Annotated in this window: 16 protein-coding genes and 1 rRNA gene; 5 read left to right on the plus strand and 12 right to left on the minus strand. The window is 71.6% G+C overall.

Annotated features, from left to right (window positions below):
* Positions 1-3: 3 nt before the first annotated feature.
* The 11 genes from mtoX to A5481_RS17920 form a co-directional block, all read right to left on the minus strand.
* Positions 4-1320, minus strand: a complete 1317-nt coding sequence (mtoX, locus tag A5481_RS17870) for a methanethiol oxidase (protein ID WP_048433662.1) — start codon at positions 1318-1320, stop codon at positions 4-6.
* Positions 1321-1628: 308 nt separating this feature from the next.
* On the minus strand, positions 1629-2723 hold the full coding sequence (locus A5481_RS17875) for an HD domain-containing phosphohydrolase (RefSeq protein ID WP_342447332.1): 1095 nt from the start codon (positions 2721-2723) through the stop codon (positions 1629-1631).
* Between the two features lie 95 nt (positions 2724-2818).
* Positions 2819-3916 carry a protein-glutamate methylesterase/protein-glutamine glutaminase gene (locus A5481_RS17880; RefSeq protein WP_048433664.1) on the minus strand — a complete coding sequence of 366 codons (1098 nt, stop codon included), beginning with the start codon at positions 3914-3916 and terminating at the stop codon, positions 2819-2821.
* Positions 3917-3927: 11 nt separating this feature from the next.
* The gene (locus A5481_RS17885; protein WP_048433665.1) at positions 3928-4782 is read right to left on the minus strand and encodes a CheR family methyltransferase; all 855 of its coding nucleotides are present in this window, start codon (positions 4780-4782) and stop codon (positions 3928-3930) included.
* Positions 4783-4795: 13 nt separating this feature from the next.
* The gene (locus tag A5481_RS17890) at positions 4796-5269 is read right to left on the minus strand and encodes a chemotaxis protein CheW (RefSeq protein WP_048433666.1); all 474 of its coding nucleotides are present in this window, start codon (positions 5267-5269) and stop codon (positions 4796-4798) included.
* 221 nt (positions 5270-5490) lie between these two features.
* Positions 5491-7446 (minus strand): methyl-accepting chemotaxis protein, encoded by a 1956-nt coding sequence (locus A5481_RS17895; protein ID WP_245298644.1) that lies wholly within the window; start codon positions 7444-7446, stop codon positions 5491-5493.
* Positions 7447-7645: 199 nt separating this feature from the next.
* A complete protein-coding gene (locus tag A5481_RS17900) occupies positions 7646-9745 on the minus strand; it encodes a HAMP domain-containing methyl-accepting chemotaxis protein (protein WP_064504103.1) in 2100 nt (699 codons plus the stop codon).
* Between the two features lie 141 nt (positions 9746-9886).
* Positions 9887-12118, minus strand: coding sequence for a HAMP domain-containing methyl-accepting chemotaxis protein (locus tag A5481_RS17905; protein ID WP_064504105.1), 2232 nt, complete (start codon positions 12116-12118; stop codon positions 9887-9889).
* 19 nt (positions 12119-12137) lie between these two features.
* Positions 12138-12602 (minus strand): chemotaxis protein CheW, encoded by a 465-nt coding sequence (locus A5481_RS17910; protein WP_245239156.1) that lies wholly within the window; start codon positions 12600-12602, stop codon positions 12138-12140.
* Positions 12599-14782 (minus strand): chemotaxis protein CheA, encoded by a 2184-nt coding sequence (locus tag A5481_RS17915; protein WP_048436854.1) that lies wholly within the window; start codon positions 14780-14782, stop codon positions 12599-12601. The genes A5481_RS17910 and A5481_RS17915 overlap by 4 nt, the downstream gene beginning before the upstream one ends.
* Positions 14783-15216: 434 nt before the next feature.
* Positions 15217-16251, minus strand: coding sequence for a methyl-accepting chemotaxis protein (locus tag A5481_RS17920; RefSeq protein WP_245239158.1), 1035 nt, complete (start codon positions 16249-16251; stop codon positions 15217-15219).
* 340 nt (positions 16252-16591) lie between these two features.
* Here A5481_RS17920 and A5481_RS17925 point away from each other — a divergent pair, with 340 nt between their 5' ends.
* The 5 genes from A5481_RS17925 (at position 16592) to A5481_RS17945 (ending at position 25788) form a co-directional block, all read left to right on the plus strand.
* A complete protein-coding gene (locus A5481_RS17925) occupies positions 16592-16879 on the plus strand; it encodes an STAS domain-containing protein (RefSeq protein ID WP_048436855.1) in 288 nt (95 codons plus the stop codon).
* 45 nt (positions 16880-16924) lie between these two features.
* Entirely contained in the window at positions 16925-17290 is a 366-nt protein-coding gene (locus A5481_RS17930) for a response regulator (RefSeq protein ID WP_048436856.1), read from the plus strand.
* A gap of 960 nt (positions 17291-18250) precedes the next feature.
* Entirely contained in the window at positions 18251-19522 is a 1272-nt protein-coding gene (locus tag A5481_RS17935; RefSeq protein ID WP_053082579.1) for an efflux RND transporter periplasmic adaptor subunit, read from the plus strand.
* A gap of 12 nt (positions 19523-19534) precedes the next feature.
* Positions 19535-22696 (plus strand): efflux RND transporter permease subunit, encoded by a 3162-nt coding sequence (locus tag A5481_RS17940; RefSeq protein WP_048436857.1) that lies wholly within the window; start codon positions 19535-19537, stop codon positions 22694-22696.
* On the plus strand, positions 22693-25788 hold the full coding sequence (locus A5481_RS17945; RefSeq protein WP_064504107.1) for an efflux RND transporter permease subunit: 3096 nt from the start codon (positions 22693-22695) through the stop codon (positions 25786-25788). Before A5481_RS17940 ends, A5481_RS17945 begins: the two co-directional genes overlap by 4 nt.
* Positions 25789-25898: 110 nt before the next feature.
* Here A5481_RS17945 and rrf read toward each other — a convergent pair.
* Positions 25899-26014 (minus strand): 5S ribosomal RNA (rrf, locus tag A5481_RS17950).
* Positions 26015-26118 lie beyond the last annotated feature (104 nt).

The following is a 26118-nucleotide window of genomic DNA, read 5'->3' on the forward strand; positions in this document are numbered from 1 at the left end:
GCGTCACCGCGCGTAGAGCGAGGCGGCGCCGAACGCCATCATGTGCGGGCGCCCGAGCCGCTCGGCCGTGAAGTCGATCGCGAACCGGGGCGTCAGCTCCCGGCCGGTCCAGGCATAGGCCTTCAGGAACTGCTCGTTCCCGTCCCCGGTCTTGTCCCAGTTCGCCAGGAGCGAGCTGGTATAGTAGATCCGCCGGCCGTCCCAGCTCTGCGAGACCATGTTGAGCTGCGCGCCGATCTTCTTCTCGTAGATCTGCCGCGGCGCGTCGGGATCGGAGATGTCGAAGACGCGGGTGGTGCCATCCATGAAGGTGTCGACGAACAGCGTGCGGTCATCGGCCGACAGGCTGATGTCGACGGGCAGCGGCAACGCCGACGGGTCGCCGATCTCGGCCACCGGCCTGGCGCTCCAGGCGCCGGGCGCGTCCTCGCGCACGAGCCAGAGCTTGGAGGTCAGCGCGGTCGAGGTGAAGGCGTAGGTGTGCTGCGGCCCCCAGGCCCAGCGGATCTCCAGCGGCACGCCGGGCACGCTCAGCACGGTGCGGGGCTGGCGGGCGTGGAAGTCCCACACCACCATCGTCTGCCCGAAGCGCTTCATCGCCTCTCCGTCCTTCACCAGCTCGCCGAGGGGACGCAGGGCGTTCGCGAGCCCGGTGAAGGACGAGGTCAGCATCGCGTTGCGGCGCGGCAGCACGCGGGCGTCGTAGCCGTAGCCGTCCGCCCCGGCCTCGATCCTGGCGCCGTTCGGCGCGGCATCGGTGGGCAGCCAATGCGTCGCGACGTGGTGGCCCTCGTTCGCGTACTCGACGAGGGCCGCCCGGCCGGTGCCGTCCCGGTTCGACAGGCTCGGGATCAGCATGCGGCCGGGCAGCGCGTAGGCGCCGTGCGGGCCGGCCGCGCCGCCGCTCTTCTCGACGAAGTCGTCGATCACCTTGACGAGCCGGGGCCGCGCCGGCTCCGTGGCGACGTCGAAGACGAAGATCTTGCTGTCCGACAGGCCCGCCGCCCAGAACTGGCGCCGGTCGTCGGTGAAGCCGCCGTGATGCGCCTCGTGCCGGCCCCCGACCGAGGCGGCGTGGATCGGCTTGCCGAAGGTGGGCGAGGCCTCGCGCGCATCGACCGTGACGAGCTTGTCCGAGCCGTCGCCGAGCCCCTCGACCCCGAGGGTCCAGACGTAGACGAAATCCTCGATGCCGGTGATCTTGGCCATGTAGGGCGACAGGCACGTCTCGTCGGCCCGCGCCGGCGCGCCCAGGAGCGTCGACACGGCGAGGACGGCGAGCGAGATCCGGCCGGCCGGCGCTGCGCGGAACCTTGCCATCGGCATCTCCCCCCTGCTCCGCGTGCAGGTATCGGCCCATGGTCGTCCCACCGAGACGCCGACCCGCACACGCCGCCCGGCAGCCGCCACCGCATCGGTGCGCGCGAGGCAGGTTCATGCTTCGCCCGTTCCGGCAAACTGTCAATTGCCTTCGGGATGATCTGTTGCCGAACGGGGCGACGTTGCCGGATGAGCGGGGCCGGACCGTCCTCGACTGCTGTCGGAGACATGCCGGTCGGCGGCCATTGCTCGGGCAACGCCGAGCTTTGCTTCGTCACCGGGCGCTCCGATGGCAGGGTGCGACGGGATCACCCCTCGCCCGTCGCCCCCGGGCCGATCCCCGGCCGCTCGTGCCGGGCCGCCCTTATCCGGTCGCCGGCGGCCAGGAAGGCGTCGACGCAGGCCGGATCGAAATGCGCGCCGCGCTCGCGCACGATATGGGCGAAGGCCTCCGCGTCGGTCATCGCGGTCTTGTAGGGCCGGGTGGTGGTCAGCGCGTCGAACACGTCGGCGATGGCGACGATCCGGGCGGGGAGGGGGATCAGGCGCCCGGACAGCCCGTGCGGGTAGCCCTTGCCGTCCCAGCGCTCGTGATGGGCGCCGGCGATCTCGGCGGCGAGCTGGATCAGGTCGCTGCTGCTGCCGCCCAGGATGCGCTCGCCGATCGCGGCGTGCTCGCGGATGACCGCGAACTCGTCCGGGTCGAGGCGCCCGGGCTTGAGCAGGACCGCGTCCGGCACCGCGACCTTGCCGACGTCGTGCAGGGGCGCGGCGAGGAAGATCGAGCGGCAGGCCGCAGGGGGCAGGCCCAGCGCCTCGGCCAGGATCGCGCTGTAGCGCGCGACCCGGTAGGTGTGGCCGCCGGTGTCGTTGTCGCGGTACTCCACCGCCAGCGACAGGCGGAAGATGATCTCCTCCTCCCGGTCGAGCAGCCGGCGGGTCGCCGCCTCCACCTCCCGCGCCAGCCAGGCCGCCTGGTCGTTCAGCTTGCGGAAGGCGGCCGAGAGGCTGACCATGTTGCGCAGCCGCGCCCGGATCTCGGCGGCGTCGGGGGATTTCGACAGGAAGTCCGTCGCCCCGGCCTCCAGCGCCTCGACCCGCACCCGCTCGTCGGACGTCGTCGTCACCATGACGATCGGCACCTGCGCGTAGCCGGGCAGGCGGCGCAGGGCGCGCGTCAGCGCGATGCCGTCGAGGCCCGGCATGACGTAGTCGAGGACCACGAGGTCGAACGGCGTGGTCCGGGCCGCGTCGAGCGCCTCCAGCGGGTCGGCGAAGGCGACGCAGGCCAGCCCGCTCGCCTCCTCGACGAGGCGGGTCAGGCCCTGCAGGCTCGACGGGCTGTCGTCGACGAGGAGCGCCCGCATCGGCTGCGTCGACGAGGGTGCTGCTGCGACCGACATCCCGGCGATGACCTGACGTTCCTATCTCGGGCTCCCGACGTATCGTCGGCGCAGGTCCGTAAACGTCGCATGAAATCGATCGCCGAAGGTCCGGCTCAGGCCGTCCGTCCGAGCGGCGGGGCGGCGGCGAAGCGCAGGATCTCCAGGTGGATCCGGTCGAGGGGGACCACCTTGGCGGCGGCGCCCCGGTCGATCGCCTCCTTGGGCATGCCGAACACGACGCAGCTCTCCTCGTCCTGGGCGATCGTCGGGGCGCCGGCCCGGCGCATCTCCAGGAGGCCGTTGGCGCCGTCGTCGCCCATGCCGGTCATCAGGATTCCGAGCGCGTTGGCGCCCGCGGCCTGCGCCGCCGAGCGGAACATCACGTCGACGGAGGGGCGGTGGCGCGAGACCAGCGGGCCGTCCTTGACCACGACCGCGTAGGTCCCGCCCGTGCGCTGGATCAGCAGGTGGCGCCCGCCCGGCGCCACCAGGGCGCGGCCCGGCACCACCGCGTCCCCGGTCTCGGCCTCCTTGACGGCGATGGCGCACAGCCCGTCGAGCCGGCGGGCGAAGGCGCCGGTGAAGTGCTCGGGCATGTGCTGCACGATGACGATCCCGGGCGATTCGGCCGGCAGGAGCTCGAGGACGTCGCGCAGGGCCTCGGTGCCGCCGGTCGAGGCGCCGATGCAGACGATCGGCTCGGTCCCGACCACCCGGCGGCTCGCGACCGGCGGCGGCAGGACCGCGTCCGCCGACAGCTTGGCCTCCACGGTGCCGCGCACCGCGCGCCGCGGGCGCAGGCGCGAGCGGGCGGCCGCCCGCACCGCGTCGCAGACCCGCACCGAGGATTCGACCAGGAACTGGCGCGTGTCGATGCGGGGCTTGGGCAGCACGTCGACGGCGCCGGCCTCCAGCACGTCGAACAGCGTGCGCGATCCCGCCTCCGTCAGGGTCGAGCAGACGATCACGGGAATCGGCTTCTGCGCCATGATCTTGCGCAGGAAGGTGAGGCCGTCCATCCGGGGCATCTCGAGGTCGAGGATGATGACGTCGGGCACCTCCTCCTGGATGCGCCGCGCCGCCACGAACGGGTCGGCGGCGGTGCCGATCACCGCGATGTCGGCCGCGGTGGCCAGGATCTGGCAGAGCGTCTGCCGGACGGAGGCCGAATCGTCCACCACCAGGACGCGGATCGGGGCGGTCGCGGGCATGGGGGATCCCTTCAGCGGCGAAAGACCGTCGACGTCACCTGGGTCAGGCCCGGGACGCCGGTCACGGACATCGATTCGGAATGGCCGACGGCGAGGTATCCGCCCGGGCGCAGGTGGCCGGCGAGCCGCCCGAGCACCGCCCGCTGCGTCGGCCGGTCGAAATAGATCAGCACGTTGCGGCAGAAGATGACGTCGACGTCGCGGTCGATCGCGTAGCGCTCGTCCATCAGGTTGAGGTGGCGGAAGCGGGCCCGGCGGCGCAGCTCGGGTACGATCCGGCCGATCTGCCGGGCGGGGTCGCGCGAGGCCATCACGTAGCGGCGGCGCATCGGCGCCGGCACCGCGGCGAGCATCTCCTCGGAATAGATCCCGTCGGCGGCCGCCCGCAGGACCTCGGTCGAGACGTCGGTGCCGAGGATCGCGTAGTCGAACCGGGCCCCCGTCGCGACCATGTCCTGCAGGACCATCGCCAGGGTGTAGGCCTCGGCCCCCGTCGAGGCCGCCGCGCTCCAGACCTTGAGGAGCGGACGTTCGCCGCGATGGGCCGGCAGCGCGCAGAGCCGCGGCACCAGCGTCTCGCGCAGGAGGTCGAAATGCGCCGGCTCGCGGAAGAAGTCGGTCTTGTTGGTCGTCACGCAGTCGACGAGGTGGACGAATTCCTCCGCCAGCCGCCCCTCGTCGAAGAGGCGGCTGGCATAGGCGTCGAGGCTGTCGAGCTGCAGCGCCCGCACGCGCTTGCGCAGGCGGCCTTCGACCATCGTGCGCTTGGAGGCCGGCAGCTGGATGCCGACGCGCGCCTCGATCACCTCGGCGATCGACCGGAAGTGGCGCTCGCTCAGCTGCTGGGCGGGGAGGGCGAGGGACACGGGCGCCGGCTCCTCAGGCGGCGAGGGCCGGGCCGGCGAGCGCCGGCTCGTCGCCCGCCATCAGCCGCGCGAGATCGAACACCACCACGAAGGCGTCGCCGCGCCGGCCGATGCCGGCGATGTAGGTCGAGCGCCAGCGCCCGCCGACCTCAGGCGCGGCCTCCATCTCGGCGCGGTCGAGCTCCGTCACCTCGAACACCCGGTCGGCCACGAAGCCGACCCGCAGCGTGCGCTCGCCCATCGGCACGTTGAGCAGGATGATCCGGGTCGCCGGCGTCGGCGCTTCCGGCGGCAGGCCGAGCTTGGTGCGCAGGTCGACCACCGGGTAGCTCTGGCCGCGCACGTCGATCATCCCGACCAGGAACGGCGGCGCCTGCGGCAGCGACGCCGGCGGACGGTAATCCAGGATCTCCTGGACGTTCTCGATATCGATCCCGAAGGTCTCGCGCCCGAGACCGAGGGTCAGATACTGCCACACACTCGACATCCTGGCACTCCGGCAGGCCTCGCGCCGCGCGAGGCGGGGAAGCACGATGGGGAAACCGAAACAAGCGACGAACGACGACGCTCCCGGCCGCGCCGGGAGCGCCGATGCACCTCGCGAAGCGCCCTCCTCGGGCCGCCGCATCGGCGGCGAAGGACGCTTCGTGAGCGGCACGGCAATCCTTTGGGTCCGCGGGCGTGTCCCCGCCCGCAGACCCCGTCGCGTCAGGCGCTGCGGGTGAAGTCGGCGTCGCGCTCGTCGCCCTCGCTCATGTCGAGGGCGAAACCGCCCCCGGCCTTGGCCGGACGGGACGCGGCGGCGCGCCTGGCCGGTGTCCTGACGGCCGTCTTGGCCGGCGACGTCGCGACGGGCGCCGCCATCCGGGCCGCCGTCGCCCGCAGCTGCGACACCGCCCCGTCGACCCGCCGCGAGACCGGGGCCGCAGCCGCCTCGTCGCCGAGCCGGAAGTACGCGATCGTCTCCTGCAGCATCTCGGCCTGCGCGGCGAGCTCCTCCGACGTCGCCGAAACCTGCTCGGACGCCGACGCATTCTGCTGCGTCACCTTGTCGAGCTGCTGGATCGCCTGGTTGATCTGGCCAGACCCGACATCCTGCTCCCGGCACGCCGCCGAGATCTCCTCCACCAAGGACGCCGTCCTCTTGATGTCCGGGACCAGCCGGCCCAGCATGTCGCCCGCCGCCTGCGCCGCCTTCACCGTGTCGATCGACAACGTCCCGATCTCGGCCGCCGCCGCCTGGCTCCGCTCGGCGAGCTTCCTCACCTCGCTCGCCACCACCGCAAAGCCCCGCCCGTGCTCGCCGGCCCGCGCCGCCTCGACCGCCGCGTTCAACGCCAGCAGGTCGGTCTGCCGGGCGATCTCCTGCACGATGGTGATCTTCTGGGCGATGGTCTGCATCGCCTCGACGGCGCGACCCACCGCGACGCCGCTGGCCTCGGCATCCTTCGCCGACTGGCGGGCGATGGCCTCGGTCTGGCCGGCATTCTCGGCGTTCTGCTTCACGTTGGCGGCCATCTCCTCCATCGAGGCCGAGGCTTCCTCGGTCGAGGCCGCCTGCTCGGTCGAGCCCTGCGACAGCTGCTCGGCCGAGGCCGACAGCTCCTGGCTCCCCGACGACACGTTGCTCGCCGCGGCAGAAGCCTCCGTCACCACGGTCCGGAGCTTCCCCAGCATCTGCTCGAGGGCGATGCCGAGCACGTCCTTGTCCGAGAGCCGCTGCGCCTCGACGGTCAGGTCGCCGCCGGCGATCGCCGTCGCGATGTCGGCGATCGCCCGCAGGTTCGCGGTCATCGCCTGGAGGTTGGCCTGGACCTCGCTGCTGAGCCCGCCGAAATCCTTCGACAGCGTCTTGGAGAAGTCGCCGATCGAGGCTGCCGCGAGGACGTCGGAGATCTCCCGGAACGCCTGCTCGACCGCGAGCGCCGTGCCCTGGATCTGCCCGACCTCGTCGCGCCGGCCCGTATCGAGCGGGGTCGCCAGCTCGGCGAGCTTGGCGCTGACCCGGGTCACGGGCCGTGCCACGGTGCGCACGAGCAGGAAGGCGATGCCGGCCGCGAGCAGCAGGTTGGCGAGGATGCCGAGCACGATCATCTGCGTCGTCGCATCGAAGGCCGCGTTCTGCGCCTCCCGCCGCGTCTGCATCAGCGCGTTCTCGGTGGCGATCAGGTCGCCGATCCGGGCACGGATGCCGTCCATCGCCTCCTTGCCGGCGCCGTCGATCTCGCTCTGGCGGGCGGCGTCGCGGGTCTCGGGCTTCGCCATCAGGGCGATGCCCTTCTCGGCCACGCCGCGATGCCAGGCCTCCGCCAGCCGGTGGATCGCCTCGAGCCGCTCCTGCTGGGCCGGGTTGTCGGCGGTCAGCGTCTTGGCGTGCTGCCAGGCGACCGTGAAGGCGTCCCAGCCCTTCTGATAGGGGCCGAGGAACTTCGGATCCCCGGCCAGGAGGAAGCCGCGGTACCCGGTCTCCTGGTCGACCATGCCGCCGAGCGCGCCGTTGGCGGCGTCGATGACCTGGATCGTGTGGTTGGTCCAGTTGACCGTCTGCCGGATGTCCGACGACTTCCAGTAGACGACACCGTTCACCGCGAGCCCGACCGTCAGCATGACGGCGAAGGTAATCCCGAGCTTTCGGGGTATCGAGATGTTGTCGAACATGCTCATCGAGGAAGGCCGGATCGTTGGGAAGCCGAGAGAGTCACGGAATCCTGCCGGGCCGGTCGGGCCCCGACGCGGATTCCGCGGGTGAGAGGGAGGGGCGGGCGGGCCCCTGGAGGCGTTCCCGTCGATCCGGTCCGGAGATGGCCCGGGCGGGCGGCCGGGGATCGCGGGATCCCCGTCGCACCCGTCCGGGCGGTCGCGCTCAGGCGACGCGGGTGAAGTCGGCGTCGCGCTCGTCGCCCTCGCTCATGTCGAGGGCGAAACCGCCCCCGCCCGCGGCCTTCGGCGCCGGACGGGCGGACCCGCGCCTGGCGGCGGCCTTGGCCGGACCCCGCACCGGCGACTTCACGACCGCCGAGGGCGCCGCCATCCGGGCGGCCGTCGCCCGCAGCTGCGACACCGCCCCGTCGATCGGCCGCGACCGCGCCGCCTGCATGCCGTCGATCCGGAAGTACGCGATCGTCTCCTGCAGCTGCTCGGCCTGCGCGGCGAGCTCCTCCGACGTCGCCGAGACCTGCTCGGATGCCGACGCATTCTGCTGCGTCACCTTGTCGAGCTGCTGGATCGCCTGGTTGATCTGGCCAGACCCGACATCCTGCTCCCGGCACGCCGCCGAGATCTCCTCGACCAGCGACGCCGTCTTCTTGATGTCCGGAACCAGACGACCCAGCATGTCGCCCGCGGCTTGCGCCGCCTTCACCGTGTCGATCGACAACGTCCCGATCTCGGCCGCCGCCGCCTGGCTCCGCTCGGCGAGCTTCCTCACCTCGCTCGCCACCACCGCAAAGCCCCGCCCGTGCTCGCCGGCCCGCGCCGCCTCGACCGCCGCGTTCAACGCCAGCAGGTCGGTCTGCCGGGCGATCTCCTGCACGATGGTGATCTTCTGGGCGATGGTCTGCATCGCCTCGACGGCGCGACCCACCGCGACGCCGCTGGCCTCGGCATCCTTCGCCGACTGGCGGGCGATGGCCTCGGTCTGGCCGGCATTCTCGGCGTTCTGCTTCACGTTGGCGGCCATCTCCTCCATCGAGGCCGAGGCCTCCTCGGTCGAGGCCGCCTGCTCGGTCGAGCCCTGCGACAGCTGCTCGGCCGAGGCCGACAGCTCTTGGCTCCCCGACGACACGTTGCCCGCCGCCGTGACCACCTGGCCGACGACCTCGCGCAGCTTCACGTTCATCGCCTGGATCGCCTGCAGGAGATCCGTCACCTCGTCGCGGCCGGTCGGGACCACGTCCCTGGTCAGGTCGCCGGCCGCGACGCTCTGGGCCGCGGACACCGCCTTGGCGAGGCCGCGGGAGATCGCGACCGCCAGCCACAGCGCCATCGCGAGGCCGAGGATCACCGCGCCGACGACGACGGCAGTGAGGACGGTACGGGTCGATTCGTAGGCCGACTGCGTCTCGCGCACGAAGCCCTGGGCGACGCTCTCCTCGTAGCCGCGCAGCTTGCCCACCTCCTCGACGACCGCCTTGCGCGCATCGGTGAAGGGACCGACGTAGTAGCGCAGGGCCTTGGCGTCGGTGTTGGCCAGCCCGAGGGCGAAGACCTTCTCGGCCGAGGGCTCCCAGACCTTCACGGCGGCGGAGAGGGCGATGGCGGCCTCGGCGTAGCCCGCGGCCCGGGCCTGCTCGGTCAGCTTGCCGAGGTCGCGCCACAGGGCCTTCTGGGTCTCGCCGAACTCCCCGGCGACCTTGGCCAGCAGGGCGTCGTCGGTGATGACGATCTCGCGGTAGATCTCGCCGCGCAGGCGCACCATCTTGAGCTCGATGGCGGTGACGAGGGCGTTGTCCTCGGCCGAGAGGCCGGGCCGGGCCTTGATCTCGTCGATGCGGGCCATCACCGCCGTGTAGGTGGAGAGCTGCTCGCTGGTCGCGATCGCGTTGGCGGTGTTGTTGCCGTTCTGGACCGAGAACTCCATGCCGCGGGTCACGGCCTCGCTCAGCTTCGTCCAGTTCTCGCGCAGGGGCTGGACGCGGACGCGGTCCTCGGCCGGGACGAGGTCGGTGTAGTCCTTCAGGATGCCCTGGAGCTTGGCGTCGTTCGCCTTGAACTCGGCGAACAGCTTCTCGCGGGCGGCGTTCGTCGGCTCGAGCATCGAGCGGGCGAACATGCGGGCGGCGTCGAAGGACATCGCCTCGATGCGCAGGATCCGCTGGACCTGCGAGAACGGACGGGCCGCGAAGGCCTGCATCCGGTCGTTGGACTGACTCAGGCTCGTCACCGCCAGGGTGCCGGCTCCGCCGAGGAGGAGAAGGATCACCCCGAAGGCGATCCCGAGCTTCGCTTTGATCGTGAACCGCATCGTCGTGGGCTCTCTTTGCTCGTCCGGATGTGTCCTGGGGGCGATCGGAGCCGCCGGCGGTCGATCGGCACGACGCGCCGACGGCTCTTTCGGTGCTCCGCGCGAGCGTTCGACCTCGCGCGGGATCGGGGGTCACCGGCGTCAGGCGACGCGGGTGAAGTCGGCGTCGCGCTCGTCGCCCTCGCTCATGTCGAGGGCGAAACCGCCCCCGCCCGCGGCCTTCGGCGCCGGGCGGGCGGATCCGCGCTTGGCCGGGATGGCGGTCGACGCCCTGGCCTGCGCCCGCGCCGGCGACGTCGCGACGGGCGCCGCCATCCGGGCCGCCGTCGCCCGCAGCTGCGACACCGCCCCGTCGACCCGCCGCGAGACCGGGGCCGCAGCCGCCTCGTCGCCGAGCCGGAAGTACGCGATCGTCTCCTGCAGCATCTCGGCCTGCGCGGCGAGCTCCTCCGACGTCGCCGAGACCTGCTCGGACGCCGATGCATTCTGCTGCGTCACCTTGTCGAGCTGCTGGATCGCCTGGTTGATCTGGCCAGACCCGACATCCTGCTCCCGGCACGCCGCCGAGATCTCCTCGACCAGCGACGCCGTCTTCTTGATGTCCGGAACCAGACGACCCAGCATGTCGCCCGCGGCTTGCGCCGCCTTCACCGTGTCGATCGACAACATCCCGATCTCGGCCGCCGCCGCCTGGCTCCGCTCGGCGAGCTTCCTCACCTCGCTCGCCACCACCGCAAAGCCCCGCCCATGCTCGCCGGCCCGCGCCGCCTCGACCGCCGCGTTCAACGCCAGCAGGTCGGTCTGCCGGGCGATCTCCTGCACGATGGTGATCTTCTGGGCGATGGTCTGCATCGCCTCGACGGCGCGACCCACCGCGACGCCGCTGGCCTCGGCATCCTTCGCCGACTGGCGGGCGATGGCCTCGGTCTGGCCGGCATTCTCGGCGTTCTGCTTCACGTTGGCGGCCATCTCCTCCATCGAGGCCGAGGCTTCCTCGGTCGAGGCCGCCTGCTCGGTCGAGCCCTGCGACAACTGCTCGGCCGAGGCCGACAGCTCCTGGCTCCCCGACGACACGTTGCCCGCCGCGGCAGACGCCTCCGTCACCACGGTGCGGAGCCGGGCCAGCATCGTCTGCAGGGCGAGGCCCATCCGGTCCTTGTCCGACAGGGGCTTGGCCTCGACCGTGAGGTCGCCCTCGGCGATCGCGTCGGCGAGGCCCGCGGTCTCGTTGAGGTTGGCCGTCATGCGGTTCATGGCGGTGACGAGGTCGCCGATCTCGTCGCGGGAGGTCACCGTCACCGTCCGGGTCAGGTCACCGGCCGCTACGGCATCGGCGAGGGACACCGCGCGGCTCAGGCCCCGGGCGATCGCGACGGCGAGCCAGGTCGCGATGCCTAAGCCGAGGAGCAGCGCGCCCGCCAGCACGGCGAGCAGCATCGTCTGGCCCTCGCTGGTTTCCGTCCGGGCCCGCGCCACCGCATCGGCCATGCGCTTGCCCTGGAACTCGACCAGGGCGTCGAAGGCGCGGATCGCCGTCGTGCTCGCGACGGCATACTCGCCCGAGGCGAGGTCGGCGGCCCGCACGGTGCCGCCGACCTCGACGGTGGCGAGCGCCTTCTGGAACGACGCCGCCCAGGCCCCGTACTTCTGCCGGATCGCCTCGACGGGCAGGCCGCGGGCGGCGCCGACGCGCAGCAGCTCGTCCATCGCGCGCGAGATCTCCTCGCGCACCTGCTTGGCCGCCGCCACGCGCTGCTCGAGCGCCGCGGCGCTCGTGGCGCCGGTCGCCGCCTGCATCTGCCCCCAGGCGCGCTCCATGCGGATCTGGAAGCCCGCCGCGGCGCGCACGAGCTCGTCGCCGCCCGCCTCGCCGGCGCGGCCGTTGATCAGCGTGTCCAGCTCGGTGCGCAGGGCCGCCGTGGCGGGCCGCCCGCTCGCGTCGATCTCCGCCCACGTCCGGACGTTCGAGTTGAGCCGGGTCAGCTCCACCACCTTGACGCCGAGCGCGCGCTGCCTGTCGTACTTGTCGCTCAGGTCCTCGAAGAGGCGCCGGCCCTCGTCGGAATTGATGTAGGTCTTCGCCTTGGCCATCGCGGCGAGCGCGTCGGCGCGGTTGTCCGCCGCGCGCTTGCTGAAATCGGCCATCTGGGCGTCGTCGGCGCTGATGACCGCCGCGCGCGCGTTCGAGATGCCGCGGACGGCGTTGGCCTTGGCGTCGAGAACGAGCGTCTGGACCTCGGAGCGGCCGACGACGAAATTCATCGCCTCGTCGGCCGCCATCAGCCGCTGGTAGCCGACGCCGCCGGCGATTCCGGCCAGGACGAGGACCGAGGCGAAGCCGCCGGCGAGTTTCGCCTTGATGGTGAGGCGCATGGAATGACTCCAGACCAACTCAGTTCAGGATGCGCTCGACGTCGGGCAGGATGACGAACTCGTCCCCGCACTTGACGATCGACTTGATGTATTCGGGCCGCCACGTGGTCCCCACCTTGGGCACCTGCTGGGCGGTGCCGGTCTGCACCTCGGTCACCTCGAACACCTTGTCGGCGACGAGGGCGACGACGACGGGATCGCCGGCGATGCCGACCTCGATCACCACGAAGCGGGTGTCGGGCGTCGCCGCCTCCGGCGTCATGCCGAAGCGCTCACGGATGTCGGCGAGCGGCACGACGTTGCCGCGCACGTTGACGACCCGGTCGAGATGGGCCCGGGCGCCCGCCACCCGGGTCGCCGGGATCGGGTCGATGATCTCGCGCACCATGCCGGCATCGAGCGCGAAGGTCTCCGAGCCGATGCGCACCTTCACCACCTGCAGCCCGGCCGTCGGCCGCTCGGCATCCGCTGCCCCGGTCATCATGCCACCTCCTGGTATTCGCGCGGCATCTCCGCGTGCCCGCCCGACACGAGACGCCCGACGTCGATGATGAGGGCGGCGGTGCCGTCGCCGAGGATCGTCGCCCCCGAGAAGGTCGCGACGTCCGCGTGGAGCTTCGAGAGCGACTTGATCACCGTCTGGTGGTTGCCGATGATCTGGTCGGCGAGCAGCCCGACCCGGGTCTCGCCGACCGAGACGATGATGACCTTCTGGTGCGGGTCGGGCTGCCCTTCCGCCTCGAACAGCGTCCGCAGCCGCAGGAACGGCACCAGCGCGCCGCGGATGTTCAGGAAGTCGCGGCCGCGGCCGGTCCGGTCGCCCTCGGGCAGCTCGACGCATTCCTCGACCGCCGAGAGCGGCACGACGTACCGCCCCTCGCCGACCCGGATCAGCAGGCCCTCGATGATCGCGAGCGTCAGCGGCAGCCGCAGGGAGACCGTGGTGCCCGCGCCGGGCTCGGTCGCGATGTCGATCGTGCCGCGCAAGGCCTCGATGGTCTTCTTGACGACGTCCATGCCGACGCCGCGGCCCGACAGGGCCGAGATCGTCGCGGCGGTCGAGAAGCCGGGGGCGAACAGGAACTGGTAGACCTGCTGGTCGGTCAGCACGGTGCCGGGGGCGACGAGCCCCTTCTCCTCGGCCTTGGCGCGGATGCGGGCCGCATCCAGCCCGGCGCCGTCGTCGCGCACGCTCACCCGCACCTGGGCGCCGGCATGCTCGGCCGACAGGGTGATGCGGCCGGTCGCGCCCTTGGTGCTGCCGGCGCGCCGGGCCGGGTCCTCGATGCCGTGGTCGATGGCGTTGCGGATCAGGTGGACCAGCGGATCGGCCAGGCGCTCGATCACGGTCTTGTCGAGCTCGGTCTCCTCGCCCTCGGTGACGAAGTCGACCGGCTTGCCGAGATCCCGCGACAGGTCGTGGACGAGGCGCCGGAAGCGGCCGAACAGCGCCCCGATCGGCACCATGCGGATGCTCATCGTGGTGTCGCGCAGGCGCGCCGAGAGCCGCTCGATCTCCTCGGCGACGGTCTTGATGCCGGAATCGGCGTGCAGGCCGGCGAGCTGGCTCAGGCGCGCCTGGGCGATGACGAGCTCGCCGACCCGGTCCATCAGCTCGTCGAGGCGCTCCGCCTCGACCCGCACGGTGCTGGCGGTGCGCTCCTCGCTGCGGCGCGCGCCGGCCCGCGGCTCGGGCGCGGCGGCGGGACGCGCGGCGGGGACCTCCACCGGTGCCGGAGCCCGATCGGCCCGGACCGGGCTCGCCGGCTCGCCGGGGGCCGGGCGCAGGGAGGCGAGGATCACGGGGGCAGGTGCCGCGGAGGGTGGTGCCGCGGAGGGCGGTTCCGGGGACGCCGGCGCGGCGGCAGGCTCCGTCGCTCCTCCGTCCGGGAGCGGCGCGGCGCCCTCGCCGTCGAGCGGCGCCAGGGTGAGGCCGACCTCGTCCTGGACGAACAGGAACACGTCCTCGATCGCCTCCCGGGGCACGCCGGCCCGCAGCACGACCTCCCAGCCGATCGCCAGGGCCTCGGGATCGAGCGCGGCGAGGTCGGGCAGGGCGCCGAGGCGCGGCACGACCGTGCAGGGGCCGAGGTCGCGCAGGTCGTCGAGGAGGGCGAGCGGGTTGGTGCCGTTGCGCAGGACGTCCGGCGCGAAGGCGATCCCGATCCGCCAGCCGGCCGGGCCGGCGGCCGGCGCGGCCGGGACCGGCGGCGCGGCCGGGGCGGGGGCCTGGGTCTGGGTCTGGGTCTGGGCAGGAACAGGGGCGGGTGCCGGCGCCGCCCGGCCCGTCGCCCGTCCGACGAGGTTGCCGAGCTCGTCGAGGATCGCCTGGCCGAAGACCGGCTCGGCGCCGTCGGGATCCTCGATCAGCAGGCGGATATAGTCCTTGGCCGACAGGGCGACGTTGACGAGATCGACGCTCGCCGGCACGCGGCCCTGGCGCACGAGGTCGAAGGCGGTCTCGAAATCGTGGGTGAACGCGGCCACGCGCTCGAAGCCGAACATCGCCCCCGAGCCCTTGATGGTGTGCAGCGCGCGGAACGCCGTGTCGATCAGGGCCCGGTCCTGCGGCTTCTCGCCGAGGTCGAGCAGCGTGGTCTCGAGGCAGGCGAGCAGTTCGTCGGCCTCCATGCGGAACACGTCGACCGGGTTGAGAGTGGTCATGTCTGCATCGACTCTCGAATCGCGCGAAGATCACCAGGGCGAAAGCGAAGGATCCGTCCCCGACACGGTCCCGGTCGTCCGTCTCGCGACGGGACCGCGACGTCAGGGATGGATGCTGGGAAACGGAGAATTTCGCAGTGAACCGATTATGCTCACCGGTTCATAATTTTCCGTTATCACAGGAGTATTGGCGCAGTCGTCCCGCAAGGACATTCTGCGAGCGATCAAGCGTCAAGGAATTTTTTCTTTACGGAATGTCATGGTCTCATCGATCGCCTGACGGGCGACGCGCCTCGCGGCGGAAGGGATGCCGCCGTGCCGCGCGCCGTCCTCGTCGAGGCCGGTCGATCGTCCGGCACCGAGGACGTGCGCGGCGGACGACCTCGACCGACGTCGTCCGGCGCAGGCGGCGTTCGACGATCGGACGGCCCGCCTCAGAACAGGTCGATGCCGTCGAGCTCGTCCGCCGCCCCGGCCGGCGGCTGGGGCGAGGCCTGGCCCAGAACCTGGCGCCGCAGGCGGTCCCGGACCTCGCCGAGGGTGCAGGCCGCGATCATCGCCTCGGCCCAGCCCTGGTCGGCCTCGGCGCCCGGCGCGCCGAGGCCCCGCGCCGCGGCCTCGTCCGCCATCCGGCCGAGCTCGCGGGAGAGGGCCCGCAGCACGCCCTCGCCGTTCTGGAGGCGCTGCTTCGTCAGGTCCTGGAACTGCATCGCCACGATGGCGCCCGAGACGTCGGCGGTGATCGACTGCGTCGTCTCGGCGGTCTGCTGCAGGACGCCGGCGAAGCGGGAGGTCTGGGCGACGAGCGTCTGCATCACGGTGTGGACGCGCGCCTCGGCGCTGCGGCTCTCGTCCGAGACGTCGACGGTCGCGATGTCCTGGAGCAGGCCGTGGCTGCCGCGCAGGCCGGCGGCGACGGTGCCGATCTGCTCCTTGATGGTGCCCGAGAGCGCGTTGATCGACTGCGCCAGCTGGCGGACCTCGTCGGCCACCACCGCGAAGGCCCGGCCCGCCTCGCCGGCCCGCGCCGCCTCGATCTTGGCGTTGAGCGCCAGCAGGTTGGTCTGGCGGTTGATCGCCTCGATCTGCGCGACGCTGCCCTCGACCGCGCCGATCTCGCCCAGCACCCCGTCGAGCGCGCGCGCCGTCTCGCCGCCCTGGCGGGAGAGCCGGACGACCTTGTCCATCAGGGCGGCCAGCGTCTCGCCGAGCCCGGCGGCCACGTCCGCGAGGGGGACCGAGCGGCCGTCGATCTCGACGGCCTGGATCGAGGCGACGAGGCCCTGGACGATCTCGGCCTGGTCGCGCGTCGTCGCGGCGATGCTCTCGAAGCGCCCGGTCAGGCCGTGGACGCTGTCCTCCATGTGGGCGGAGGCGAGGCCGAGCTCGCCGACGAGGGCCTCCAGCGCCCGCCGCTGCAGCACCGAGAGGCCGAGCCAGGATTGCAGGACGGCGACGGCGCCGGACATCTCGGGCTGCGCCTGCGTCGCGGGAAGAAGCGCCGCCGCGAGTACCGGAACCGGAGCCGGCACATCCGCGTTGCGGGATCGCATCCACCGTGGACGGGAGCGCTCCCGCGTCGCCTGCACCACTTCGGACATCATCACCCGCGCTCCGTCAGACCGTTCGTCGCCTTCCGCGCTCGGTTGCCGTCGCGATCGGTCGCGGTGACGCTACGGGCGTCATGCTTGCCGAAGCGTTAGCGTCTTGCCTGCGAGCGGACGGATGCATTCAAGAAAGTTTTACACAGTGCCGGCGTAATCTTCGGGACGAGGCGCCGTTGGGACGCGCCAGGACCCGATCGCCGTCATGCCAGACCACCTCACCGTCACGATGCCGGGCGATTGCACGGTGCGCACGATCCGCACCCGTCACGGCGAGATCGCCGCCGCCCTCGCGGCCACCGCGAACCTCGCCCTCGACTGCACCGCGGTCGAGCGCGCCGACATCGCCTTCGTGCAGCTGGTCCTCGCGGCCGCCGGCACGGCGGAGCGGCAGTCCAGGCGGCTCACCCTCACCGGCGCCCCCGACGTCGTGCGCGGCGCCTTCGCGCGGGCCGGGCTTCCCGCGCACGCCGTCCTGGCTCCCGCCGCCTGAGCGCCCCCGCGCCCTTCCCCGCACGCCTTTCCCGGAGTTTCCCCCATGGCCACCGTACTCGCCGTCGACGATTCCATGAGCATCCGCCAGATGATCAAGGTGGTCCTCGGACCGGCCGGGCACACCGTGATCGAGGCCGGGGACGGCGCCGAGGGCATCGCCAAGGCGAGGTCCAACCCGCTCAACCTCGTCATCACCGATCTCAACATGCCGGTGATGAACGGCCTCGAGATGATCAAGAACCTGCGCACGATGCCCGCCCTGACCGGCGTGCCGATCCTGTTCCTGAGCACGGAATCGGACGAGGGCATCAAGCAGCAGGCCAAGGCGGCCGGCGCGACCGGCTGGATCACCAAGCCGTTCAAGCCCGAGCAGCTCCTCGCCGTGGTCGCCAAGCTGACGCGCGCCTGATCGCGCCGGCGAGCGCCCGCGGCCGTCCCGTCGGCCGTGTCGGGTATCCTGTTGCCTGCCCGAGTGCGATCGTCTTCGTGAAGATCGAAAATAGCAGAGAACGATCGACCCTCGACCTGATCCCGAGAGCCGGTTCGAGCGATTTTTCATCTGAAAATCTGAATCATCGCGTATATCCTACGCTCTCAGCTCATCCCGAAGTCAGCCGATCGAAGATCGGCTGACTTCGAGGGTGGGATCCCGGGATCGCACGGTTTTCTGGAGGCCTCCTTCGGGGTCAGTCCGCCTGCGCTGCACTGACGCCTCGGGATGAGGTTGAGGGCAGGATACATTCTGCCGTTCCCAGATTGTATTAAATAGAATTCCGCCGAGACCGACTCTCGGAGCCATGCCTTTCAAGGTAATTTTTACTGAAAGCTATCTGGCATTGGCCTGATGTCGACGACGCCATCGTCTCTGGATCGGCATTCTGGTGTCCAGAGCGTTCTGGGACCCCGGATGCACCATCAAGCTTGGCCGTGCTCCAGCCGATTTTCGCAGAAATTCTAAGTATTCAAGCATCCAGAAGGAGTCGCTCTCAGAGTCTGTTTGACTTGAGCAAAGGATTTTGTCCCGCTCTGGACCTCATCCTGAGGTCGTGTGTTGGAGGCATGATCCTCCTTTGACCTGTCATATGCGCCAAACAGGCTCTCAGGAATCACGATCCGGCTTCCGCATCCGACCACGTCCCCGCGTGATGCGCCCCCCATGCTTGCGACGCTGGATATCACGTCGCCGAAAGTCCACCGACACCCGGCGCGCAACCGACGATTGATTGTTTCGGATTGTAAGCGATTCATCTTGAAGATACATGCTCATCGCCCCGGCCCGCGCGTGATCTCAAGTCTATCTCGGCGTTTTTCTACTTGCCCCGTCTCCTTCCCTGGGTAATGTAGCCGATATGATGTCCCGGGGTGGCGCATGCGCGGGTTCTCAATCGGCCTCGGGGCAGGAATCGTCGCGTCGCTCGGCGTGCTGGCGGCCTGGCCCAGTGCGGCGGACTGGCTGACCGCGCAGCGCGACAGGGTGAGCGCCTGGTGGCCCTCCGAGCGGGCGGGCACGCCGGGGGAGGGCGCGGTCAAGCAGCCGTCGCCCGCCGCCCGGGTCGCCGTCGAGGCGGCGCGCAGCGGCGACGTGCCGATCACCCTGTCGGGCATCGGCACCGTTCAGGCCTACAACACCGTCAGCGTGCGCTCGCGCATCGACGGCGAGATCACCCGGATCCTGTTCCGCGAGGGCCAGGACGTGAAGGCCGGCGATCCCCTCGCCATCATCGATCCGCGCCCGCTCCAGGCCCAGGCCGACCAGCAGGAGGCGACGCGGCTCAAGGACCAGGCCCTGCTCGACGGTGCCCTGCTCGATCTCCAGCGCTCCGAGGCCCTCGTCCTCAAGAACTTCGCCAGCCAGCAGCAGGTCGACCAGCAGCGGGCACTCGTCGCCCAATACCGGGCCCAGATCAAGAGCGACGAGGCCCAGATCGCCTATGCCCGCACCCAGCTCGCCTACACCACCGTCGCGGCGCCGATCACCGGCCGCACCGGCATGCGCCTCGTCGACCAGGGCAACACCGTCCGGGCCGGCGACGCCGCGGCGATCGTGGTGGTGACCCAGCTCCAGCCGATCTCCGTCGTCTTCACCCTGCCGGCCTCCGCCGTCGCGAGGAGCCGCCTGAGCCTCGGCGAGGTCAAGGCGCCGGTGCGGGTCTTCGGCGCCGACGAGCGCACGCTGCTGGATACCGGCACGGTCGAGCTCGTCGACAACCAGGTCGATCCCGCCACCGGCACGATCAAGCTCAAGGCGAGCTTCCCCAATGCGAAGCTGACGCTCTGGCCCGGCAACTTCGTCAACGGCCGCATCACCGTCGACGTCCGGTCCGAGGGCGTCACCATCCCGCTCACCGCGCTCCGCCACGGCCCGCGCGGCGACTTCGTCTTCGTCGCCCAAGAATCCGGCAACGAGGCCGGCAAGGAGGGGAGCGGGGAGGGGCAAGGGGGCAGGCTCCACGTCGCGACCCGCTCCGTCACCCCGGGCCAGGCGAGCGGCGGCCGCGTCCTCGTCGAGAAGGGGCTGAAGGCCGGCGAGCGCGTCGTCACCGAGGGGCATTACCGGCTCGAGAACGGCACCCCGGTCACGATCGTCGAGACGCCGGAGCCGCCGGCGCGCCGCGAGCCCGCGGCCCGCTCCCCGAGCTGACGGGCCCTCTCCATGTCGGCTCCCTTCATCCTGCGCCCGATCGCGACGGCGCTCCTCACCCTGGCGATGATCCTGCTCGGAATCATCGGCTATCTCGCCCTGCCGGTCTCGGCGCTCCCGGCGGTGGATTTCCCGACCATCCAGGTCACCACCGCCCGTCCGGGCGCCTCGCCCCAGGTGATCGAGACCTCGGTCACCGCGCCGCTGGAGCATTACCTCGGCCAGATCGCCGGCCTGACCCGGATGAACTCGACCAGCGCCGCCGGTACCAGCCAGATCACCCTGCAATTCGACCTCGCCCGCCCGATCGCCGTCGCCGCCCAGGACGTCCAGGCCCAGATCAACGCCGCCTCCGGCTGGATGCCGGTCGGCCTGCTGCCCGGCCCGCCGACCTACCGCCTCGTCAACCCGGCCGACGCGCCGGTGCTGATCCTGGCGCTGACCTCAGACATCCTGCCGCTGCACGCGGTCAGCGACCAGGCCCAGACCGAGGTGATCCAGAAACTGTCGCAGGTGCCGGGCGTCGGCGCCGTGACGGTCGAGGGCGACCAGACCCGCGCCGTGCGGCTGAACGTCGATCCCGCCCGCCTCGCCGGGCTCGGCCTGTCGCTGGAGGATGTCCGGCGCGCCGTGGCGGCCTCCTCCAACGACCTGCCCAAGGGCAGCCTCGACGGGCCGCGCCAGGCCTTCCAGGTCGGCGCCAACGACCAGCTCCTCGAGGCCGAGGCGTTCCGCGACGTGGTGATCGCCTACCGCAACGGGGCACCGGTCCACCTTCGCGACATCGGCAGCACCCATGACGGGGTCGAGAACACCGACCTCGCCGCCTGGTTCGACGGGAAACCCGCCATCCTCCTCGACATCCAGCGCCAGCCCGGCGCCAACACGCTGGAGGTCGTCGACGCGATCCACGCCCTGTTGCCGAAGCTGCGCGCCGCCCTGCCGCCCGCGCTCAGGGTCGCGGTCGTCACCGACCGCACCGTCTCGATCCGCGCGGCCATCGCCGACGTGCAGTCGACCCTGGTCCTCACCGTGGCGCTCGTCGTGCTGGTGGTGTTCCTGTTCCTGCGCAAGCTCTGGGCGACGGTGATCCCGAGCGTCGCGCTTCCCGTCTCGCTGATCGCGACCTTCGGGGCGATGGCGCTGCTCGGCTACTCCCTCGACAACCTGTCGCTGATGGCGCTCACCATCGCGTCGGGCTTCGTCGTCGACGACGCCATCGTGATGATCGAGAACATCGTGCGCCACATCGAGGCCGGCGAGGCGCCGCTGCCCGCCGCGCTCAAAGGCGCGCGCCAGATCGGCTTCACGGTGGTCTCGCTCACCGTCTCGCTGGTGGCGGTGTTCATCCCCCTGCTGCTGATGGGCGGCCTCGTCGGGCGGCTGTTTCGCGAATTCGCCGTCACCCTCTCCCTCGCGGTGGTGATCTCAGGGGTGGTCTCCCTGACCCTGACCCCGATGATGTGCGCCCGGCTCCTCGAGCCGGAGCCGCCGGACCACCGGCCGGGCCGGTTCGAGCGCTGGAGCGAGGCCGGATTCGAGGCGCTGACGCGCCTCTACATGCGCGGCGTCGACGGCGTGCTCGCGCATCGCCGCGCGACGCTCGCGGCGTTCGCCCTCACGGTGGCGGCGACCGCCTGGGGCTACGCCGCGATCCCGAAGGGCTTCATCCCCGAGCAGGATACCGGCCTCCTCGTCGGCACCACCGATGCGCCGCAGGACATCGCCTTCCCGGCCATGGCCGAGCGCCAGGGCCGCATCGCGGAGATCCTGCGGCAGGACCCGGCGGTGCGGGCGGTGTCGAGCTTCGTCGGCGCCGGCACCGTCAACCCGACCCTCAACACCGGCCGGCTCTACATCGACATCGGCCCGGCCGACCGGCGCGATCCGGCCCCGATCGTCGTCGAGCGCCTGCGTCGGGCGGTCGACGGCGTGACGGGCATCGCCCTCCACCTCCAGGCGGCGCAGGATCTCACCATCGAGACCCGGGCCGCGCGCACGCAGTACCAGTACACGCTCCAGGCCCTCGACGAGGACCTCGTGCGCCGGTGGAGCCGGCGCCTGCTCGCGGCGCTCCGCGACGAGCCGGCGCTCGCCGACATCGCGAGCGACCAGCAGGACGAGGGCCTGCAGCTCGCGCTCACCATCGACCGCAAGGTGGCGGCGCGCTACGGCATCACCGTCGACGCCCTCGACCAGGTCCTCTACGACGCCTTCGGCCAGCGCCAGATCGCGACGGTCTACGGCGCGCTCACCCAGTACCGGGTGGTGCTCGGGGTCGATCCGGCGCTCAAGGACGCGCCCGACATCCTCGACCGGATCTACGTCACCCCCGGCACCTCGCGGGCGCTCACCGCGGGCGACGCCGCCAACGGCCTCGGCACCGGCTACCGCGAGGCCGGGGCGGCGGTGCCGCTCTCGGCCTTCGTGCAGGTCGAGCGCCGGACGGCGCCGCTCTCGGTCACCCATCAGGGCCTGTTCCCGGCCGCGACCCTGTCGTTCAACGTCGCGCCCGGCTCCTCTCTCGGGGAAGCCCTCGAGGCCCTGAGGCGGGCGGAAGGCCGGATCGGCCTGCCCGACACGGTGACGACCGGGCTCTCGGGCGCCGCGGCCGAGTTCGCCGCCTCGCTCCGGACCACCGGCATCCTGATCCTGGCGGCGATCGTCACGGTCTACATCGTGCTCGGCGTGCTCTACGAGAGCGTCATCCACCCGCTGACCATCCTGTCGACCCTGCCCTCGGCGGGCCTCGGCGCGCTCCTCGCTCTGATGCTCGCCGGGATGCCGTTCGACCTCATCGCGCTGATCGGGGTCATCCTGCTGATCGGCATCGTGAAGAAGAACGCCATCATGATGGTCGACTTCGCCCTGGAGGCGCAGCGCGAGCGCGGGGTCGCGCCCGAGGCGGCGATCCGCGAGGCCTGCCGCCTGCGTTTCCGCCCGATCATGATGACCACCTGCGCGGCGCTCCTCGGGGCGCTGCCGCTGGCGCTCGGCGAGGGGATCGGGGCGGAACTGCGCCGGCCGCTCGGGGTCGCGATCGTCGGCGGCCTGGTCGTGAGCCAGGTGCTCACCCTCTACACCACGCCGGTGATCTACCTCGCTTTCGACGCCCTGACGCGCCGCCGCGGACTCGAGCCCGCCGCCCTCGCGGCGGCGGAGCAGGCCCCGTGAACCTCGCCGCCCCCTTCGTCGCGCGGCCGGTCGGGACCGCGCTCATCGCGCTGGGGCTCCTGCTGATCGGCCTCGTCGTCCTCACCCGGCTGCCGATCGCCTCGCTGCCCAACGTCGAGCGCCCGACCATCGTGGTCCAGGCGAGCCTGCCCGGCGCCAGCGCCGACACCGTCGCCACCTCGCTCGCCCAGCCGCTCGAGGACCGCCTCGGCCTGATCGCCGGGTTGACCGAGATGAGCGCGTTCAGCGCGACCGGCGGCACCTCGATCACGCTGCAATTCGCGCTCTCGAAGACCATCGACGCGGCCGCCGGCGACGTGCTGGCGGCGATCAACGCGGCGAGCCAGGACCTGCCCAAGAACCTGCCGCGCCCGCCGGTCTACTACAAGGCCAACCCCTCGAACCTCGCCGCGATCGTGCTGGCGCTGACCTCGGACATCCTGCCGCCGAGCGAGGTCTACGCGCTTGCCGACAGCGTCGTCTCCGCACGGCTCTCGGCCCTGCCCGGCGTCGCCCAGGTCTTCGTCTCGGGGGCGGAGCGGCGGGCGGTGCGGATCCGGGTCTCGCCGCGCCTGATGGCGAACATGCAGCTCTCCCTCGAGGAGGTGCGCGGGGCCGTCCGCGACGCGAGCCAGAACCTGCCGAAGGGCGCGGTGACGCTCGCCGACCAGACCTGGACGCTCGCGGCCGACGACCAGCTCGTCCGGGCCGAGGACTGGGCCGAGGTGATCGTCGCCTTCCGCAACGGCCGGCCGATCCGCCTCGGCGACGTCGCCGAGGTCGGCGACAGCGTCATCAACACGCGGACCGCCGGCTGGTTCAACGGCGAGCGCGGCGTGGTGATCGCCGTCCGCAAGCAGCCCGACGCCAACGTGGTCGAGACGGTGGACGCCGTGAAGGCGGCCCTGCCCGAGCTCGCCCGCTGGCTGCCGCCCTCGCTCAAGGTGCACACGCTCTACGACCGCACGGTGCTGATCCGCGAATCGGTCGCCGAGGTCGCCCGCACCATCGCGATCGCGATCGGCCTCGTGATGGTCGTGGTCGCCCTGTTCCTGCGGCGCCTGACCGCCACCCTGGTGCCGGTGGCGAGCATCCCGGTGGCGCTCGCGCTCACCGTCGCGGCGATGGGCGCCCTCGGCTACTCCCTCGACAACTTGTCGCTGATGGCGCTCACCATCGCGGTCGGCTTCGTGGTCGACGACGCGGTGATCGTGGTCGAGGCGGTGGTGCGCCTGATGGAGGAGGGCCGCTCGGCGCCCGAGGCCGCCCTCGAGGCGGCGCGCCGGATGAGCGCCACCATCGTGGCCATCTCGGCCGCGCTCGCCGCGGCCCTGTTGCCGGTGCTGCTGATGCCCGACGTGGTCGGGCGCTACTTCCGCGAGTTCGGGCTGACGCTCGTCGCCGCGATCGTCGCCTCGGCCCTGGTCTCGCTGACCCTGGTGCCGATGCTGTGCGGCAGGCTGCCGAAGCGGGGGGCGGACCACCGCCCGGCCGTTCCGTCCCGCACGGCCCGCGCCTATCGGGCGAGCCTCGGCTGGTGCCTGCGCCGGCCGGGCCCCGCGCTCCTGGTGCTGGGGCTCAGCGCCGCGGGCTCGGCCGGGCTCTACGCCGCCCTGCCGAAGGGCTTCATGCCGCTGCAGGATACCGGGATCCTGCAGGTGAGGACGATCACCGTCGCGAACGTCTCCTTCGCCGCCATGGAGCGGCTGCAGCGCCAGGTCGCGACGGCCATCCTGAAGGAGCCCGCGGTGGCGGCCCTGAGCTCCTTCATCGGCGGCGACGGGTCGTCGCTCAGCAACGGCACGCTCTATGTCGGCCTGAAACCCCTGGCGGAACGGCCCGGGGTCGAGGAGGTGGTGGACCGCCTGCGCGAGCGCCTCGCCCGCGTGCAGGGCGTGCGCACCTACTTCACGCCCCTGCAGGACCTGAGCCTCGGCGCCTCGGGCGGCGCCACGCGCTACCAGTACACGCTGGTCGGCCCCGACACGGACGCCCTCTGGACCGCCTCGGAGGCGATGCGCAAGCGCATGCTGGCGATGCCCGAGGTCACCGACGTGGTGACGAGCGCCGAGCGCGCCGGGCTGGAAGCGGGCGTCGTCATCGACCGGCAGCGGGCGGCGCAGTTCGGGGTGACGCCGCTCGCCATCGACAACACCCTCTACGATGCGTTCGGCCAGCGCCAGATCGAGACGATCTACCTGCCGTCGAACTACGCCCGCGTGGTGCTGGAGGTCGAGCCGGGCGCGCAGGGCAGCCCGTCCTCCCTCGCCGGCCTCTACGTCCCGGGGGCGAGCCCGGAGCGGCCGCAGGTGCCGCTCTCCGAGGTGATGCGACCCCGACGGGGCCACGCCGCGATGTGGCTGCGCCACCTCGACGGGATGCCGGGCGTGACGCTCTCGTTCAACACCCGGACGGGCGTGGCGATCGGCGCCGCGCTCGCGGCGATCCGTGCGGCGGAGGCGACGCTGCACCTGCCCGGCGAGATCAAGACGGGGTTTCGCGGTGAGGCGGCGGAGGCGGGCAAGTCCGGGACGCGCCAGATGCTGCTGTTCCTCGGGGCGGTCGCGGCGATCTACGTCGTGCTCGGGGTGCTCTACGAGAGCCTGATCCACCCGCTGACCATTCTCTCGACCCTGCCCTCGGCGGTGTTCGGCGGATTGCTGGCGTTGTGCGCCACCGGCACGCCGCTGACGCTGGTGGCCTCGATCGCCTGCGTGCTGCTGGTCGGGATCGTGATGAAGAACGCCATCCTGATGGTCGACGTCGCGCTGAACCTTCAGCGCGAGCGGAGCCTTCCGGCCGACGAGGCGATCCTGGAGGCGGCCGTCGCCCGGGCGCGGCCGATCCTGATGACGACGCTGGTGGCGGCCCTGAGCGCGGTGCCGCTGGCGCTCGGCACCGGACCGGGCCACGAGCTGCGCCAGCCCCTCGGCATCACGGCTCTGGGCGGGCTCCTCGTGTCGCAATTGCTGACGCTCTACTCGACCCCGGTCGTCTTCGCGGCCCTGTCCCGGCTTCGCCCCCGAGGGCGGACCGGGCGAAGGGAAGGGGCGCCGTGCGACGGGCCGATCCCGGTCGAGGCCCGGCGATGAGGACGACATGGGACCCGATTGTGCCAACGCGACGAAGCCCGCCGGGCGCTGGGCCTGGCGGGCTTCTTCGGTCGAGGTCGTGTCGAGGGAATGTGTGACGTGCTTGGCAGGTCTGGCGGTGACCGACTCTCCCGTGTCTTGAGACACAGTACCATGGGCGCTGGGGCGGTTAACGGCCGAGTTCGAGATGGGATCGGGTTCTGATCACCCCGCTCAGACCACCAGACCGGCCAAGCACGTCGCGTTCGGGCAAGCATGGTGACCGGCGGCCGCTGGGGCTGCCCGTCGTGTCGTCATCGTGTGTGGTTGTGTGATCCGGACACGGATCAT

Source organism: Methylobacterium platani (assembly GCF_001653715.1).
GTDB classification, from domain to species: domain Bacteria; phylum Pseudomonadota; class Alphaproteobacteria; order Rhizobiales; family Beijerinckiaceae; genus Methylobacterium; species Methylobacterium platani.